Annotated in this window: 21 protein-coding genes; all 21 read right to left on the bottom strand. The window is 39.1% G+C overall.

Annotated elements, in window-relative coordinates; translation table 11 throughout:
* Nucleotides 1-2 precede the first annotated feature (2 nt).
* The 21 genes from fliQ to flgB all read right to left on the bottom strand — a co-directional run bounded on the left by fliQ (nucleotide 3) and on the right by flgB (nucleotide 15,491).
* Nucleotides 3-272 carry a flagellar biosynthesis protein FliQ gene (gene fliQ / locus AC0VXV_RS05460; protein ID WP_475530655.1) on the bottom strand — a complete coding sequence of 90 codons (270 nt, stop codon included), beginning with the start codon at nucleotides 270-272 and terminating at the stop codon, nucleotides 3-5.
* A gap of 13 nt (nucleotides 273-285) precedes the next feature.
* Nucleotides 286-951 (bottom strand): flagellar type III secretion system pore protein FliP, encoded by a 666-nt coding sequence (gene fliP, locus AC0VXV_RS05455; RefSeq protein WP_340800471.1) that lies wholly within the window; start codon nucleotides 949-951, stop codon nucleotides 286-288.
* Nucleotides 948-1,631: a flagellar biosynthetic protein FliO gene (locus tag AC0VXV_RS05450; RefSeq protein ID WP_475530654.1), complete on the bottom strand. Its 684-nt coding sequence runs from the start codon at nucleotides 1,629-1,631 to the stop codon at nucleotides 948-950. The genes fliP and AC0VXV_RS05450 overlap by 4 nt, the downstream gene beginning before the upstream one ends.
* 4 nt (nucleotides 1,632-1,635) lie before the next feature.
* A complete protein-coding gene (locus AC0VXV_RS05445) occupies nucleotides 1,636-1,998 on the bottom strand; it encodes a response regulator (RefSeq protein WP_014824480.1) in 363 nt (120 codons plus the stop codon).
* 22 nt (nucleotides 1,999-2,020) lie between these two features.
* Nucleotides 2,021-3,289, bottom strand: a complete 1,269-nt coding sequence (gene fliY, locus AC0VXV_RS05440) for a flagellar motor switch phosphatase FliY (protein WP_475530653.1) — start codon at nucleotides 3,287-3,289, stop codon at nucleotides 2,021-2,023.
* On the bottom strand, nucleotides 3,282-4,277 hold the full coding sequence (gene fliM, locus AC0VXV_RS05435; RefSeq protein ID WP_475530652.1) for a flagellar motor switch protein FliM: 996 nt from the start codon (nucleotides 4,275-4,277) through the stop codon (nucleotides 3,282-3,284). The genes fliY and fliM overlap by 8 nt, the downstream gene beginning before the upstream one ends.
* 46 nt (nucleotides 4,278-4,323) lie before the next feature.
* Nucleotides 4,324-4,749, bottom strand: a complete 426-nt coding sequence (gene fliL, locus AC0VXV_RS05430; protein ID WP_475530651.1) for a flagellar basal body-associated protein FliL — start codon at nucleotides 4,747-4,749, stop codon at nucleotides 4,324-4,326.
* Nucleotides 4,739-4,960, bottom strand: coding sequence for a flagellar FlbD family protein (locus tag AC0VXV_RS05425; RefSeq protein WP_475530650.1), 222 nt, complete (start codon nucleotides 4,958-4,960; stop codon nucleotides 4,739-4,741). The genes fliL and AC0VXV_RS05425 overlap by 11 nt, the downstream gene beginning before the upstream one ends.
* A gap of 62 nt (nucleotides 4,961-5,022) precedes the next feature.
* A complete protein-coding gene (locus AC0VXV_RS05420) occupies nucleotides 5,023-5,988 on the bottom strand; it encodes a flagellar hook-basal body complex protein (RefSeq protein ID WP_475530649.1) in 966 nt (321 codons plus the stop codon).
* A 97-nt stretch (nucleotides 5,989-6,085) separates the two neighbouring features.
* The gene (locus AC0VXV_RS05415) at nucleotides 6,086-6,460 is read right to left on the bottom strand and encodes a TIGR02530 family flagellar biosynthesis protein (protein ID WP_475530648.1); all 375 of its coding nucleotides are present in this window, start codon (nucleotides 6,458-6,460) and stop codon (nucleotides 6,086-6,088) included.
* 12 nt (nucleotides 6,461-6,472) lie between these two features.
* On the bottom strand, nucleotides 6,473-7,168 hold the full coding sequence (flgD, locus tag AC0VXV_RS05410; protein ID WP_475530647.1) for a flagellar hook assembly protein FlgD: 696 nt from the start codon (nucleotides 7,166-7,168) through the stop codon (nucleotides 6,473-6,475).
* Complete coding sequence (locus AC0VXV_RS05405) at nucleotides 7,169-8,419, bottom strand: flagellar hook-length control protein FliK (protein ID WP_475530646.1); 1,251 nt, start codon at nucleotides 8,417-8,419, stop codon at nucleotides 7,169-7,171.
* 26 nt (nucleotides 8,420-8,445) lie between these two features.
* Nucleotides 8,446-9,060: a MotE family protein gene (locus AC0VXV_RS05400; protein WP_475530645.1), complete on the bottom strand. Its 615-nt coding sequence runs from the start codon at nucleotides 9,058-9,060 to the stop codon at nucleotides 8,446-8,448.
* Between the two features lie 4 nt (nucleotides 9,061-9,064).
* Complete coding sequence (gene fliJ, locus AC0VXV_RS05395) at nucleotides 9,065-9,514, bottom strand: flagellar export protein FliJ (RefSeq protein ID WP_176142070.1); 450 nt, start codon at nucleotides 9,512-9,514, stop codon at nucleotides 9,065-9,067.
* Complete coding sequence (gene fliI, locus AC0VXV_RS05390; protein ID WP_475530644.1) at nucleotides 9,514-10,839, bottom strand: flagellar protein export ATPase FliI; 1,326 nt, start codon at nucleotides 10,837-10,839, stop codon at nucleotides 9,514-9,516. Before fliI ends, fliJ begins: the two co-directional genes overlap by 1 nt.
* A 5-nt stretch (nucleotides 10,840-10,844) precedes the next feature.
* Nucleotides 10,845-11,642 (bottom strand): flagellar assembly protein FliH, encoded by a 798-nt coding sequence (fliH, locus tag AC0VXV_RS05385; RefSeq protein ID WP_475530643.1) that lies wholly within the window; start codon nucleotides 11,640-11,642, stop codon nucleotides 10,845-10,847.
* On the bottom strand, nucleotides 11,635-12,648 hold the full coding sequence (gene fliG / locus AC0VXV_RS05380) for a flagellar motor switch protein FliG (RefSeq protein ID WP_475530642.1): 1,014 nt from the start codon (nucleotides 12,646-12,648) through the stop codon (nucleotides 11,635-11,637). The genes fliH and fliG overlap by 8 nt, the downstream gene beginning before the upstream one ends.
* 14 nt (nucleotides 12,649-12,662) lie before the next feature.
* Nucleotides 12,663-14,258: a flagellar basal-body MS-ring/collar protein FliF gene (fliF, locus tag AC0VXV_RS05375; RefSeq protein WP_475530641.1), complete on the bottom strand. Its 1,596-nt coding sequence runs from the start codon at nucleotides 14,256-14,258 to the stop codon at nucleotides 12,663-12,665.
* Nucleotides 14,259-14,315: 57 nt separating this feature from the next.
* The gene (gene fliE / locus AC0VXV_RS05370) at nucleotides 14,316-14,624 is read right to left on the bottom strand and encodes a flagellar hook-basal body complex protein FliE (protein ID WP_475530640.1); all 309 of its coding nucleotides are present in this window, start codon (nucleotides 14,622-14,624) and stop codon (nucleotides 14,316-14,318) included.
* Nucleotides 14,625-14,631: 7 nt separating this feature from the next.
* Nucleotides 14,632-15,096, bottom strand: coding sequence for a flagellar basal body rod protein FlgC (gene flgC, locus AC0VXV_RS05365; RefSeq protein WP_475530639.1), 465 nt, complete (start codon nucleotides 15,094-15,096; stop codon nucleotides 14,632-14,634).
* A 2-nt stretch (nucleotides 15,097-15,098) separates the two neighbouring features.
* A complete protein-coding gene (gene flgB, locus AC0VXV_RS05360; protein WP_475530638.1) occupies nucleotides 15,099-15,491 on the bottom strand; it encodes a flagellar basal body rod protein FlgB in 393 nt (130 codons plus the stop codon).
* Nucleotides 15,492-15,650 lie beyond the last annotated feature (159 nt).

Here is a 15,650-nt window from a genome sequence, read left to right as displayed (position 1 = left end):
TCTCACCCAATATACCGAACTAGGTTATTTAAAATGTCGTGAAAATAGTCCGTCATTTTGCTGATCATAAACGGACCAAAAAAAATAATCGCCACTAATACCGCTACGATTTTAGGTACGAACGCCAATGTTTGTTCTTGAATGGAAGTTGTTGCCTGAAATATACTCACTATTAAACCGCTGACAAGTGCGATTAATAATAAAGGTCCCGAAACTATCAATATCGTGTATACTGCATTTTCTGCAATTGCAATGACCATTTCCTGTGTCACTTTATATCATCCCCTAAAAACTTTGAAGTAAAGATTTCATCACTAAATACCAACCATCGACGAGTACAAATAATAAGATTTTAAATGGCAGTGAAATCATTACTGGAGGCAGCATCATCATCCCCATTGACATCAGTGTACTTGCGACTACCATATCAATAACTAAAAACGGAATGAAAATCATAAAGCCCATTTGAAAAGCTGTTTTAATTTCACTTAACGCAAATGCGGGTACTAACAGCGTCATCGGAATTTCCTCGATGGAATCCGGATACTCTGCCTGATTATATTCGATAAAAAGTTCTAAATCTTTTTGCCTTGTATGCTGAGCCATAAATTGTTTGAACGGAATCGTCGCTCGCTCATATGCCTCTTCCAAATTAATTTCTTCATCAAAAAGCGGCTGTAATGCCTGCTCGTTTACTTGCTGGAATGTCGGAGCCATAATAAAGAATGTTAAAAATAATGCCAACCCGATAATTACCTGGTTAGGCGGCATCTGGTTCGTGGCAAGGGCTGTCCTAGTAAACGACAGAACGATGACGATACGCGCAAATGAAGTCATTAATATTAACAGACTCGGCGCTAAAGATAGAACAGTTAACAGGAATAACAGCGTAACCGATGTGGATACATTTCCCGGATCACTTTCAGAAAACACGGAAAGAAGGTCGTTCATCGATCATCACGCTCCTGTTCTTTCCAACGTTCAAGTTCATCACTACGTTGCTGTTTGATTTTCCCGATTTTTTCATTGAACAAATCATTGAATTTAGGGCCTTCCGAAATATCCTGAGGACGCTTTTTTTGTGAAAATTTATTAATTAACTGAGCTATATATGGTGAAGTATTCACCATGCTCTGCTTAGTTTCAATTTGATTTAGTAAATGGTCGATTTCCTCTTCGGATTCAATTTCCTTCAGAAGTTGAATGTTATCGCCGACACCAACTACATAAACTCGTTTACCAATTTGTAATAATTGTACAGACTTTTGCTGTCCTACAGACAAGCCACCGATATTTTTAATAACGGCATTTTGTTGATAGTTGAAGTTACGCTTGTTTAAATACTTTAAAATGAACAATAATAGCCCTATGACGAAGACAAGTGCTATTAAAACTTTAAGATAATCCCAAAATCCAATACTAACGGATGCCGAGTCAGTTTGTTCTGCATCGGCATCCGGAGTACTCTCATCTGAAATTTTTTCTTCTGAACATTCTTCAGGGTTTTCATTACAGTTTTCGTATACGTTACTTACCATCGCAAAAGTCCCATTTGAGATTGGTGTAAATAATGCCGTCATCAATACAATTGCAACAGCGATCCAAAATCGAAATGATTTTTTTGCTTTCATCAGATCAACCTAAAGCTTTTTGAATCGCTTCGATTACGCGATCTGCTTGGAAAGGCTTTACGATAAAGTCTTTTGCACCAGCTTGAATCGCATCGATAACCATAGCTTGTTGGCCCATTGCTGAACACATAATAACTACCGCGCTTGGATCCGTGCCTTTAATTTCTTTTAATGCTGCAATACCATCCATTTCAGGCATTGTAATATCCATTGTTACTAAATCCGGACGCAATTCATTGTACTTTTCAACCGCTTGAATTCCGTCAGCTGCTTCTCCAACTACTTCATAACCATTCTTCGTTAAAATATCCTTGATCATCATGCGCATGAATGCTGCATCGTCAACAATTAAAATCCTTTTAGACATAATCTAATTCCTCCAATTAAAACTATCTAATATTGTTCAAGCGATCTGCCTGACTTAAAATATCTGTGATGCGAACACCGAAGTTCTCATCAATTACTACAACTTCGCCTTTTGCAATTAACCGACTATTGACTAGTATATCTACAGGTTCACCCGCTAGCTTATCTAATTCAATAATCGATCCGCTCGATAGTTCGAGTATTTCTTTTACTGAACGTTTAGTACGTCCCAGCTCAACTGTTACTTGCAATGGAATATCAAGCAGCATATTTAAATTGCGTGCTTCTGCCTGTGAAATACTTGGCGATTCAAAGCTTGCAAATTGTGCTTGCTGTACATTTGCCGGTAGTGCTGTATAAGCAGGCTGCTGGTAAACTGGCTGTTCATATGCAGGTTGCTGTTGCTGATACGCTTGTTGCTGCACCGGTTGCTCATACATTGGCTGCTGATAGACCGGCTGTTGTACTGGCTGCTCATAAACTGGCTGCTGAACCGGTTGTTCAAACATCGGTTGTTGTGCCTGCTGCATTGGCTGCTGTTGTGTCGGCTGAACTGGTGTAGGCTCCACTGTTGTTGTTGCAGTAAGAGGCTCATCAGTTTCTCCCATTAATGACTTTACTATCTTTTTACTAAACTTTAAAGGTAGTAATTGCATTAAATTCGAATCGATCAATTCACCGATACGCAATCTGAAGGAAATTTTCACTAATAATTCATCTGTAGGGATCGTGTCAGTGCCTTCATTTTGTGAAATGTTCAGTAGATCAATTGTCGGCGGTGAAATATCAACCTTTTGGTTAAACACTGTTGACATGGATGTGGCAGCTGAACCCATCATTTGATTCATTGCTTCTTGAACTGCACTTAACTGGATTTCACTTAATTCAGGTCTTGGATTTACACCATCGCCACCCAGCATTAAATCTGCAATAATTGCAGCATCCGATTGTTTGATTACAAGAAGATTCATTCCTGAAAGGCCAGTTGTATACTCTACTTGTACAGCAACATATGGTTGCGGGAATTCCTGTTCTAAACGGTTACGATTAATCATTGTAATACTAGGTGTTGTAATATCTACTTTTTGACCTAGTAATGAAGATAATGCAGTTGCCGAACTGCCGAATGAGATATTACCTACCTCACCTAATGCATCAATTTCTATCGGAGTTAAGTGATCCTCAACTTTAATTTCTTCTTCCGGATTTGCTGTATTTGCAGAAAAATCCTCCAGCGTTTCGCCCCTTAATAGAGCCTCAATTTCTTCTTGGGAGAGCATTTCATCACTCATCTTCGTCTCCTCCTTTCAAAGGGTCGATAATTTGAACAGCCATTTTATTATTCAATTTGCCTGGCTGAACAGTAAATTTCGGTAAGCTGCCGACTTTCAGTGTTAATGGATTTTCAATTTTTTGATTTAACGGAATGACATCACCGACAGCCATTGTCAGGAAATCTTCAATTGTAATGTCTGCCGTTCCTAACTCTGCAATAACCGGTAATTTTGCTTGTTTCACACGATTTTCAAGCATTTTTGTTTGTTCCGGTGAAATTTCCTTCGTATTTGTCTGCATCCAGTAGCGAACAGATAAATTCGGAACGATCGGCTCTAGTACAACATGCGGGATACAAATATTAATCATCCCTGTCGTTTCCCCGATAATTGTATTAAACGAAATGACAACTACCGTCTCATTTGGCGAAATCATTTGTAAAAACTGCGGGTTTACTTCCAGTTCCACAAGCATCGGATCGATTTCAGCAACATTCTCCCATGCTTCACGTAAATTATCAAATGAACGTTCAAATAAATTTGTCATGATTTTCGTTTCAATTTCAGTTAAATTGTCAACATTGCTATGACTTCCCCCTGCTCCGCCCATCAATCGATCGAGCATCGAATAGGCAATGTTCGGGTTGATCTCCATTAAAATATTGCCATCTAAAGGCGGGACCTCAAATACATTGATCAATGTCATGTTTGGGATTGAACGAACAAATTCTTCAAACGGAATTTGGTCTACGGATGCTACTGTTATTTGAACATAGCTTCTTAACTGTGCTGAAAAGAATGTTGTCAACAGTCGCGCAAAGTTTTCATGTATACGGGTCAAACTTCGGATTTGGTCTTTTGAGAAGCGCAGAGCCCGCTTAAAGTCATATACTTTAACTTTTCTTGTCTCATCTTCTTTTTTTATGTCTTCTGCAGACATCTCTCCGGTCGATATCGCCGATAAAAGCGCATCGATTTCGGATTGCGACATTATATCTCCTGCCATTTGCCCACCTCCATTTCAAAAAATTAAAATTGTGTAGTACTGATGATTACTGAAGTACGTATGAAGTAATATACACTTGCGTAACTTCCCCTTCTTGCATTAACTCATTGATTTGAGATTTAATTGCATCCTGGAATGCAATTTTTCCTTGCTTGCCTTCTAAAGCTTTCTCTTCCATTTCAGAAAGTTCTTGAATCACGATGTTCTTTACTTGGAAGTCCCGCTTAAACAACTCTTCACCAGCTTTTTTATCTGATGCCTGGATTTTTAATGTAATTCGAACAAAACTTCCATCTGCCAAGTTTGTCGTAATTTCAGGAATGTCTACCGATGACTCGATGATTTCATCAATCGTTGGACCATTCGGCTTCTCTTTGTCGAGCTGTGTCAATAACACAACTACAATAACACCGAATAATGTAATCGTCACTAATATAATTAGCATAATTGTTACTAGTTTATTATTCTTCATCTTCTTCACCTCTAAGGTGCGGGTTAGATAAAACTTGGACATTCTGATAAAATGCCCTCACTTTTTGCCGCACCTGTTCTTCAGTCTCTAACACAATGTATTTACGTCCAGTCGTCAGCGTAATTTGGGTGTCCGGAAATGCTTCAACTGTTTCTATGTATAAAGCATTTAAAGTAAATGCTTTACCATTAAGGCGAGTCACCTCAATCATTGAAATAGGGCCGGACCTGCACTTGAGAGCCGGCCCGGCCCCCCTTCTATAATAAATTTAAACTATCGTTTTAAGTTAACAAGCTCTTGTAAAATTTCATCCGAAGTTGTAATAATACGAGAGTTCGCCTGGAACCCGCGCTGCGCAACTATCATCTCTGTGAATTCTTCCGAAAGATCTACGTTGGACATTTCCATGAAGCCTGAGTTAACTGAGCCGATACCAGCTTGTGTACCTACTTGTACTAATGGGTCTCCAGAGTTAGCCGTTACTTGGAAATAGTTAGAACCTGTTTTTTCTAGACCCGATGCGTTAGGGAACTTTGCTAATAATGTCTGACCAGCAAACTGTAATTTACCATTTACGTCCACATAATAGATCGAACCATCCTGTGAAATAGACATAGATTGCGCATTTGTTGGAATCTTAATTGGCGCAATTTCATCTGCAATAGTAATTGCCCCTTCTTCATACAGGTTATCCGTACCAATTGTACCCGCAGCTGTTTCTTTATCTGCATCAGCATTGCTTATTGCTGCTTCATCAACTTCATCATAAATCTCTGCATTTGGTAAACCCACTAAATATTTACCGTCGCCATTTACGACATAGCCATTGCGATCCATATAAAAGTTCCCGGCGCGGGTATAAAGTGTATTAGTAAAACCACTTTCAGTAATTAACCCCTGTTCATCTGGACCAACAACTGAATCTCCTACCATAAAGAATCCATCACCTGATATTGCCATGTCTAGCGTACGACCCGTAGTTTGCATTGACCCTGGATTGTGGATCGTATCAATCGCAGCTAATTGAGAGCCTAAACCCACTTGTACAGCATTTACACCACCGCGAGTAGCAGATGGACCAGATGCCCCTGTCTGTGTTTGGGAAATTAAATCTTTAAAAATAGTACGTTCTTTCTTGTAGCCGTACGTATTAACATTCGCGATATTATTCCCAATCACGTCTAATTTTGTCTGAAAGTTTTTTAAGCCTGAAATACCTGAATACATTGAACGTAACATGAAATGTCGTTCTCCCTTCGTTTTTCAAATCTGTTTTTTTGTTCAGTCGTATCGATCATTCAACGACTGTAGGCTTCCTTACTTCTGAAGGTCCGGCCTATAAAAGGATTGTTCCATCAATATTGGTAAATAGTTGCTGTTTCGCTTCATTACGATCCAATGCGGTAATAACCGTCGCATTTTTTGCACTTACAATTAAGGCAGCCTGATCTAACAAGACTAATGGCTGCTTCACACCTTTATTCTTTGCCTCAAATACCTTTTCGGAGATTTGTTGCCATTCACGATCTGTTATAGAAATATTTCGTTCATTCAACCGTTCTGAAGCATGCTTGCTTATTTTTAATTCATCACCGGTCGCCTGTTTTAAATGGTCCATAAAGGACTGCTTTGAAACTTGCTCCGTATTTTGCTTTGCTATCGGCTTTATCGGTGGATGGTAAGGGATATGTTGAATATTGACTCTGTTCATCAGCCCCACCTCTTATTCTGTTACATTTTCATTTTGGGTTGTTTGAGAACTCACTGTAAATTGGTCTTTTGTTAAACGAGAACCATCATTTAAAATGTATTCGATATTCACATTATTTGTTTTAATCGCTTCAATAATTGCTTCAACGACCTGGTCACCATTTGTATATTGTACCGTCTGTCCGATCAGCTGGCTCGCTTCTGCTAATGGATTTCCGGCTGGAACTGTCGGCTCTGTCGTACTCGTACCACCAAGAATCGATGAAATATTGCCTGGTTTAATTTCCTTGCCGTCAGCCAGTACAAACACGGCCTCCCCATTAACAAATTTCAGTTCTTGAATGGAGCCTGTTCCTTCGTTGTAAATTGGCTTGTTGTCTGCATCCACTTTATCTGTAATTTCATGCCATTTCACTTCTTTGCCTACAAATGTTGTATAACTCATCAATTGTGACTGTTGCTGTGATTCCAGTAAATTTTCCATCGCTTTTGTCATATTCTGCATTTGCTCTAATGAAGAAAATTGTGCCATCTGTGCAATGAATTCCTTATCATCCATCGGGCTTGTTGGATCCTGGTTTTGCAGTTGTGTAATTAATATTTTTAGAAACGCATCTTTACCGAGCGCCCCGTTATCTTGTTTATCTGTTACTTTGAAATTTGCATTATTCGCCGGTAAATAATAATCATTTGAAATTGAATTTGCCACTTATTCTACCTCCTCGCTTAATAGATCTTTAAACGAAACATTTTCTTCTTCTAGCGTATCTTCATTATTATCCTGCTCTTTTTCCCCGTCTTTTTGACGGAAGAAGTTATTAAATAAGTTTTGATCACGCGCATTTCGATCGGCATCCTGTAAAGACTGTGCAACATCGATTCTTTCCATTTGAATATTTTGAGAAACGAAACCGGCTTTTAATTGGTTAATGTTATTTTCCAGCAACTCTTTCCCCATTGCTGTCGTTGCCAATAATCGGGCAGTCATGACCCCGTCTTTTTGAACTAGTTCAATTCGTATTTGACCGAGATTCTCTGGAAACAGTTTCAGGAATAATTTCATATTACCTGGCTGTCCTGAAAGTTGGCTTCGATTGATCAAGTTTTGAATTTCTTTTATTAATGCATCCGACTGTGCCGGCTTTTCAGCAGGTAATGTAACGGTCACTGTTTTTGAATGTGTCACTTGCTGCTGTAAATGCCCTGCTGTTTGCGTATCCGCTTCAACTTTAACGGTCGTCTGTTGGTTTTGGGCAGTCTGTTGACCTTGCTGTACTACTTGTTGGAAAGTCGTAGTTTTCGTAGTGCTCTGCTCTGTTCCTGCTAATTTCTGAGCTTCATTCACCAATACCAGCAATGCATCTTTTAAACTGGCTAATTGGATTTCCTGTTGATAGACCGTATCGACTTTACTTCCGGCTAGTTGAGCTAGCTTTAAAATTTGTACAACTTGCTGCAATTCTTTCGCTTGAACCTTATTTTGCTCAGGCTTTTCAATAGCTGCTAATACTTCACTTAGAATTTGTGGAGATTGCTCGATCAGGGACCAAATATCCGTTATTTCTTGTTTTGTATCACCTAATAACTTTTGAACAATTTCATCCAACTCCGTTTTTGTCATTCCTAAAAGCTCCGTTAAGTTATCTAAAGTCATTAGTTCGTCTATCGCAATCGGTGTACTTTCTTCACCTACCAATGCGAATAGCCCCGACTCATCCATCTTCACACCTAATTGTTCAAGTAGTCCTTCCAGTGAGTCCTCTTCTAAAATCCCGGAAATACTTTTAGCTAGCGGCGATTCTGATACTCCAGTTTGCTTAGCGGTTGGAGCAGACGACTTTGAAATCATCGAATTAAACACACTCCCAAATGTTTTTGAATCCGGCTTTGCTGTTTTTACTGTGTTTGGCTGGATATCTTGCTTTGGCATTTTTACTGTTTGTAACATTGCTATATTCATTTACTACACCTCCTTCCACTCAAAGACTATTGCTGTGATAAAAGCTCTGTAAAGCGGGCAGCATCTGCCGGTGCCATTTTTGCGAAAATAGCTGATAATGTATCGGGTTTCATCTCTGACATTATACGTACGCTTTCCGTGTCACTCATTTCAACTAATATAGGTGCTGCTTTTCTTGCAGACATTTTTTCAAAAGTAGACAGAATTTCTTTGAACTCTTTTTTCGACTCTTCCTGATCGCGCTGCAGTTTTTCAATTTCAAACAGCAAACGTTCCTGTTCAATTAAAAGCTCTTCTTTTTCAGTCGCTGATGCGTCAATTTGTGATTGTAGCTGGGAAATTTGCGCTTCCTTTTCTTGAATTTCCGCTTGCAGCTCTACTACCTTTTGTTCATTTAATGAGCTGTTTTCTACTACTCCCTCTTTTACATCCGAGCTGATAAACGGGATTTTTTCAATTGCTTCATCCGCCATTTTAAACACGTTATATTCCGTCAGAGATGTAATAATCAATAAAATTGCGATGAGAAACATAAACGGGATTAAAAATAGGTAGAAAAACTTTTTGAAAAAACCTGGAGATTGGCTTTCCAATTCTATTTCTTCCACTTGCTCCATCGTATTTTTAATTTTTTTTGCCACGGAATCACCTGATTTCCTTCTTGTAATACGCAATTGTTGAAAGCTCATCTAACTGAATTGCTTCTATATGAAGTTGATCTTCTATGAATCTTTCATGATCTCTTTCACGCATTTTTTCATATTTACGTACTTCCAAACTTTTTTCCAATAATTTTTGTTCATGCCAATTCATTTTTGCCCGTGCCTGCATTACTTTTTGCTGTGCGTCTTCAATAGTTTTTTCCATACTATCGATAAATTTCGAGTAATGATTGATTTCATCGATGGAAGATCCTATTTTTAACCGTTCCTGCTGATACTCGATCAAATCTTCTTTTTTCTTTAACAGGTCATACAGCTTTGTAGCAATTTCCTCAAATACTTGCACCGATTCTTTAAAAGCCAGTTCCGATTCCGTTTTCTCCTGATCTTTAACGACAAGAATTTTTTCAAAACGATAATTGTATTTCATCATTAACGGGCACCACCATTCGATAAAGCGATAATTTCATTGACTGTTTGTTCGATCGAAATTTTATCTTTATACCCTTGCTTTAAAAATTCTGTAATGAGCGGCTCATACAAAATCGCCTCATCAATTTCCTTCGATGTCCCGCGCTTATATGCCCCGATATTAATCAGATCCTCTGATTTTGAATAGCTGTAGTATAATTCCCGCAAACGGCTCGCTGCACGAACATGCTCAGGCTGTGCAATATGGTTCATTAAACGGCTTACGCTTTTTAACACATTAATCGCCGGATACTGTCCTTTGTTGGCAAGATTCCGGTCCAGTACAATATGACCGTCCAAAATCCCCCGTACAGCATCTGCAATTGGTTCATTCATATCATCACCGTCTACAAGCACTGTATAAAATGCGGTAATTGTCCCATTTATATTTGTCCCTGACCGTTCCAACAATGTTGGTAAAATTGCAAAAACGGAAGGTGTAAAACCTCTTGTTGCAGGCGGTTCACCGATTGCTAGTCCAATTTCACGCTGCGCCATCGCAACTCGGGTTACGGAATCCATCATTAACATGACGTTCTTGCCGCGGTCCCTGAAATATTCTGCAATAGCTGTTGCGGTAAATGCCGCTTTAATTCGCATTAGTGCAGGCTGATCACTAGTAGCCGCTACGACAACCGACCGTTGTAAACCTTCCGGACCTAAATCCCGTTCGATAAACTCCCGTACTTCACGTCCACGTTCTCCTACTAGAGCAATCACATTTATATCCGCTTCCGTGTTTCGGGCAATCATCCCAAGCAATGTACTTTTTCCGACGCCCGATCCTGCAAATATACCTACACGCTGACCGCTGCCAACTGTAAGCATTCCGTCAATTGCCTTTACTCCGACCTCTAACTGTTCGTTAATCGGAGGACGGTTTAAAGGATTTGGCGGCTCTTTTTCCGTTGGGACTGTCGTTAATCCTTTTGGCAATGGTTGGCCGTCAAACGGGTTGCCCATTGCATCAAGTACTTTCCCAATCAGCTCAGGGCCTACCTTCACTTCCAGTGGTGAGCCTGTCCCCTCTACAAGACAGCCGATCGAAATTTCTTTCAGCGAAGAGTATGGCATTAAAATCACGATTTCATCTTTAAACCCCACAACTTCTGCCAGCATTACTTGCGGGCCGTTTTTCGATGTTTGGATGTGAATTTTACAAACGTCCCCGATGGAACTTTCAGGACCTTGGGACTCAATCATCAAGCCGACAACTCTCGTCACTCTACCATACTTTTTAAATGTATTAAGATTAGGAATTTGTTCAACTAATTGAGCCATTTTCATCCTTATCATTCCTTACTTTCGATTAGTTCGTATAACTGTCTGCGGAGCTCCTGCAATTGTTCGTCAATCGAAACAACGATACGTCCATGATTTGTTTCGATATAACTTTCCGAATCTAGTAAATCTTCATTGACAAATACCATAAACGGAACATTTACCGGGAATATTTCCGCTAATTCCTTTAGCTGTTCTGTCACAATCGGATGATATTTCGGTGAAACATATAATTTAATTTCTTTCATTTCCCGTGCTTCTTTTAATCCCCGTCGTACAATTGAAACGAACATTTCGTCGTCACGGTCAAGTGCTGTATGAATGATGCGTTCTGCAGCTGTTAATGCAATATCCAAAAGGACGGACTCCTGGGACTCAATATAAGATGCTGCAATTTTTTGTGCATTTGCCATCGTCTCATTTGCCGCTTGTAATGCCTGCTGCATCGCTGCATTTGCTTTTTGTACACCATCCTCGTACCCTTGTGCAAAACCGCCGTCATAAGCTTCCTGTTGAAGAATGATTTTTTCTTCTTCCCATGATTGCTTTAACGCTTCAATTGCCTCAAGCTGCTCTGATCGATACTGCTCGAATTGGGCTTTTTGCTGTTCGATTTCATAATTTGCCTGTTCCAGCATTTGCTGGCGTTCAGCTTCAATATCCATTGATTTTTGTTGTGACAATTCCTCTATACGTTCATCTTCCGTTTTCCCATAATGAATCGGCTCGAAGAAATTTTGAAGTTTAATTTCTACAATTGATGACTCTTCGGGTTGCTGTGCATTTGTTGAACGGATGATTTTAGACAATTACATCATCTCCTCCGCCACGTGCAATTATAATTTCACCTGCATCTTCTAAACGTCGGATAACTGCTACGATTCGAGACTGCGCTTCTTCTACATCTCGTAATCGCACAGGTCCCATAATATCCATTTCTTCACGGAATGTATCTGCCATACGTTGAGACATATTTCGGAAAATAATTTCTTTTACCTCTTCTGAAGAGACTTTCATCGATAATAATAAGTCTTCGTTTTCACAGTCACGAATAACACGCTGAATTGAACGATTATCGAGTGTAACGATATCTTCAAATACAAACATGCGCTTTTTAATTTCTTCGGCAAGTTCAGGATCTTGAATTTCAAGTGCATCCAGAATCGTTTTCTCTGTTTGACGGTCCACACCATTCAATACTTCCACGACTGCATCTACGCCGCCTGTTTCTGTATAGTCCTGTGTCACAGTAGATGATAGTTTTCGCTCTAATACCGATTCAATTTCACTAATAACTTCCGGAGACGTCGATTCCATAATTGCAATACGCTTTGCAATATCCGCCTGTACTTCCTGTGGTAACGAAGATAGAATAACCCCTGCTTGCCCTGGTTCTAAATAAGATAGAATAAGGGCAATTGTTTGAGGATGTTCATTTTGGATAAAATTAAAAATTTGTGCCGGATCTGCTTTTCTAGCAAAATCAAATGGTCTTACTTGTAATGAAGAAGTTAAACGATTTAATATCGCCTGTGCCTGTTCAGCACCTAATGCTTTTTCCAGTACCGTCTTCGCATATCCTATACCGCCTTGTGTAATATAGTCCTGCGCAAGTGCAATTTGATGAAATTCTTCTATAATTTCTTCTTTAACTGTCGATTCCACTCTTTTCACACTCGAGATTTCCAGTGTCAGACGTTCGATTTCCTCTTCACTTAAATGCTTATATACAGAAGCCGAAACTTCCGGTCCTAGAGAAATTAACAGTAAAGCAGCCTTTTGCTTTCCTGATAGGTCTTTTTCTTTCTTGGACACAGCGGAACCTCCTATTAATCTTCAGCAATCCAGCTACGCAATAATTTCGCAAAATCTTCCGGCTTATCTTTGGCCATTTTCTCTAATTGCTTACGGCGTACAGTCGCTTCAGTTTCTTTTTCTTCAGAAATATCTTCTATTTCAATTACCTGCTGTTGCTGTTCTAAAATCTCCAGCTCTTCTTCATCTTGCTTACGTCGCCGTGCACGGATTACATTAATTACAAGTAATATAATTGCAACAACTAAAATACCGCCAATTACCCATACCCACCAAGGAATAACCGATTGCGGCTGATCTTCCGCTGTATCATTTCCTTGGAACTGCTGTACAGACACGACAATACGATTTGCAATATCTTCGTCTGTTAGGTTACCGGCAGCTTCCTGATCAATCGATGTACGGACAATTGTCGATAAAATTTGTTCAATATCAGTACGAACACCTTGATCGAACCCTTCTTCTGCATTTGGAGGATCTACCATTACTTGAATACCTAAATTACGAATTTTGTAAGGACTTTCCTGAATTTCACGGCGAATACGGTTAACATCATTGTTAATCGTCTCTTCTACTCGTTCATAATCGCCGTCACCGTTTGTTCCTTCAACATAATCTACAAAGTTATCTGTTACACTTCCGGCTTCAGTAGTACCTTCTGCCGCTTCTGCAGCACCGCCTGAGTATGTTTCTGTAATACGTTGGGCACTAATTTCAATACCCTCCATATTTTCCTCATCAACAGGTCGGATTAAATTTTCTTCACGATTTTCTTTTTTAAAGTCAATGTCCGCCGATACATTTACTACGACTTGATCCTGACCGATTAACGTACCGAGCATTTGCTGCACTTGGCGCTGCAAATCACGCTCAATCGTTTTCTTCACTTCCATTTGTCCAGTAACTGAATCGATTCCGTCGCCACCGCTTTCCGCTGAAGCCAGATCATAATATTCAGAATACTGATTCATAATCGTGATATTTTCTTTAGGTAAATTCGGAATACTCATCGATACTAAATTAAATAATCCTTTAATTTGATCGTCCGAGAATTTATGTCCAGGTGCTGTATCTATCACAATTGCAGCCTGCGCCTCACCTTTAGCATCTTTAAGGAAGACACCTTCTTCAGGTAAAGTTATCATGACACTTGCATCTTTGACTCCTTCGAATTTACGAACTAAATTCGCCAGATCCGTTTCGATCGTCGCTTGCTTAATTACGTTAAATTCATTGTCGGTCATTCCAAAGCCCGCGTTAGATGTAAAAAAAGACGTGTCAATTTCCCCAGAATCAGGATAACCCTGGGCTGCTAATGACACTTGTAAGTCCTGTACTTGATTTTCCGGCACTAATATTACTGTCCCGCCGTTTGACACTTCGTACGTTACACCTTGTGAAGTAAGTACTTCCGTAATTCTCCCTACTTCAGCCTGTGACATCTCCGGAAATAACGGAGCCATTGTCGTACGCGTTGAGAAATACGTAATTACCGCTGCAATTGCAATGACTGCAGCTAACGCACCGATTAATGCACCTTTTTGGTTTTTAGTGCGACTTTTCCAGAAACCGGTTGAGTCGCTTTTAATTTTTGTAAGTCGTTCATTCATTATGAATCCTCCGCTTAAAGTGAATGCCCAACAATTCGTCAGTCGTTTTTCAAACCATTACACACTCATACGCATAATTTCTTGATAAGCTTCAACAGCTTTATTACGAACTTCAATTGTTGTGTTTAAAGTAACACTTGCTTTTTGTGCAGCAATCATCACTTCAAATAAATCAACATCTCCACCGTTAATTAATTTTTGTGTCATTGTATCTGATGTTTTTTGATGTTCAGTGACACTTGCAATCGCTTCTTTTAATGTATCTGCAAATTGCTGTTGCGCATTTGCAGGAGTCAGTTGATTCTGAACATTTACTTCATTCACAGATTGTGTAGGAGGCATGAATGTTATTGGGTTAATTGCCATTTAAATATCATCCTTTCCCGATTTCTAATGCTTTTGTTAACATGTTCTTGTTGGCATTAAAAGCAGTTATATTCGCTTCATAAGAACGGCTTGCCGAAATGAGATCAACCATTTCCTTTAATACATCAACATTCGACATCTGAACATATCCTTCTGCATTAGCATCGGGATGTGATGGATCATAAACTAATTTAAAAGGGGTTTCTGTATCTTCTTTAATAGAACTTACTTTAACACCGTTACCAACACCGTCTTTTTCCGATTTTCCAATCGCCAAGTTTAAAAAGTTGGAAAATTGACCTTGCTGCTCTTTTAATGTGACAGATTTTTTTCGATATGGCTCCCATTCACCATTTACCTGCTTCGCTCGCGTTGTATCGACATTGGCAACGTTAGAGGAAATTACATCCATTCGTAATCGCTGTGACGTTAATGCAGAAGCTGTCGTATTCATGCTATGAAAAATGGACATTTTTATCTTCCTCCTTTTACAACATTATTCAATGTTGAAAATTTACTGCTGACACGATCTATAAGGGCATTATAATAAATTGTATTTTCAGCCAGCTTCGCTTGTTCAGCATCCATATTTACAGCATTTCCATTTGCTCTGCTGCGGAAGTTTTCATTCGAATACACACCGCTGCTCCCAATATTAATTTTAAAATTATAATGCCTCGCATCTGTACGATACGCAGGAATCGTCGCTTGCTTTGCATCATTTAATACGTCTTTGAAGCTAATTTCTTTAGTTTTATAATTCGGTGTATCAACATTCGCTATATTTTGTGTTATTGCTTTATTTTTCAAAGTTGCATAGGAAAGTCCCTTTTCCAGGCTACTTATTGTCCCGCCAAATAAATCCAAAATTCTCACCTCATTCATATTTCGCTAAAATTTGCACACAAAAACTCAATAATACAATTGTAATTAGTTTAAACCTTAGTGTCTATCTACTTTTGACCCTTTCGAATAGTCTTAAAGAACTATTTTTACATAAAAAATATAACAATTAACTATATATTA

Source organism: Solibacillus sp. iso_87, assembly GCF_056173085.1.
This window is presented reverse-complemented; position numbering and strand designations above follow the sequence as displayed.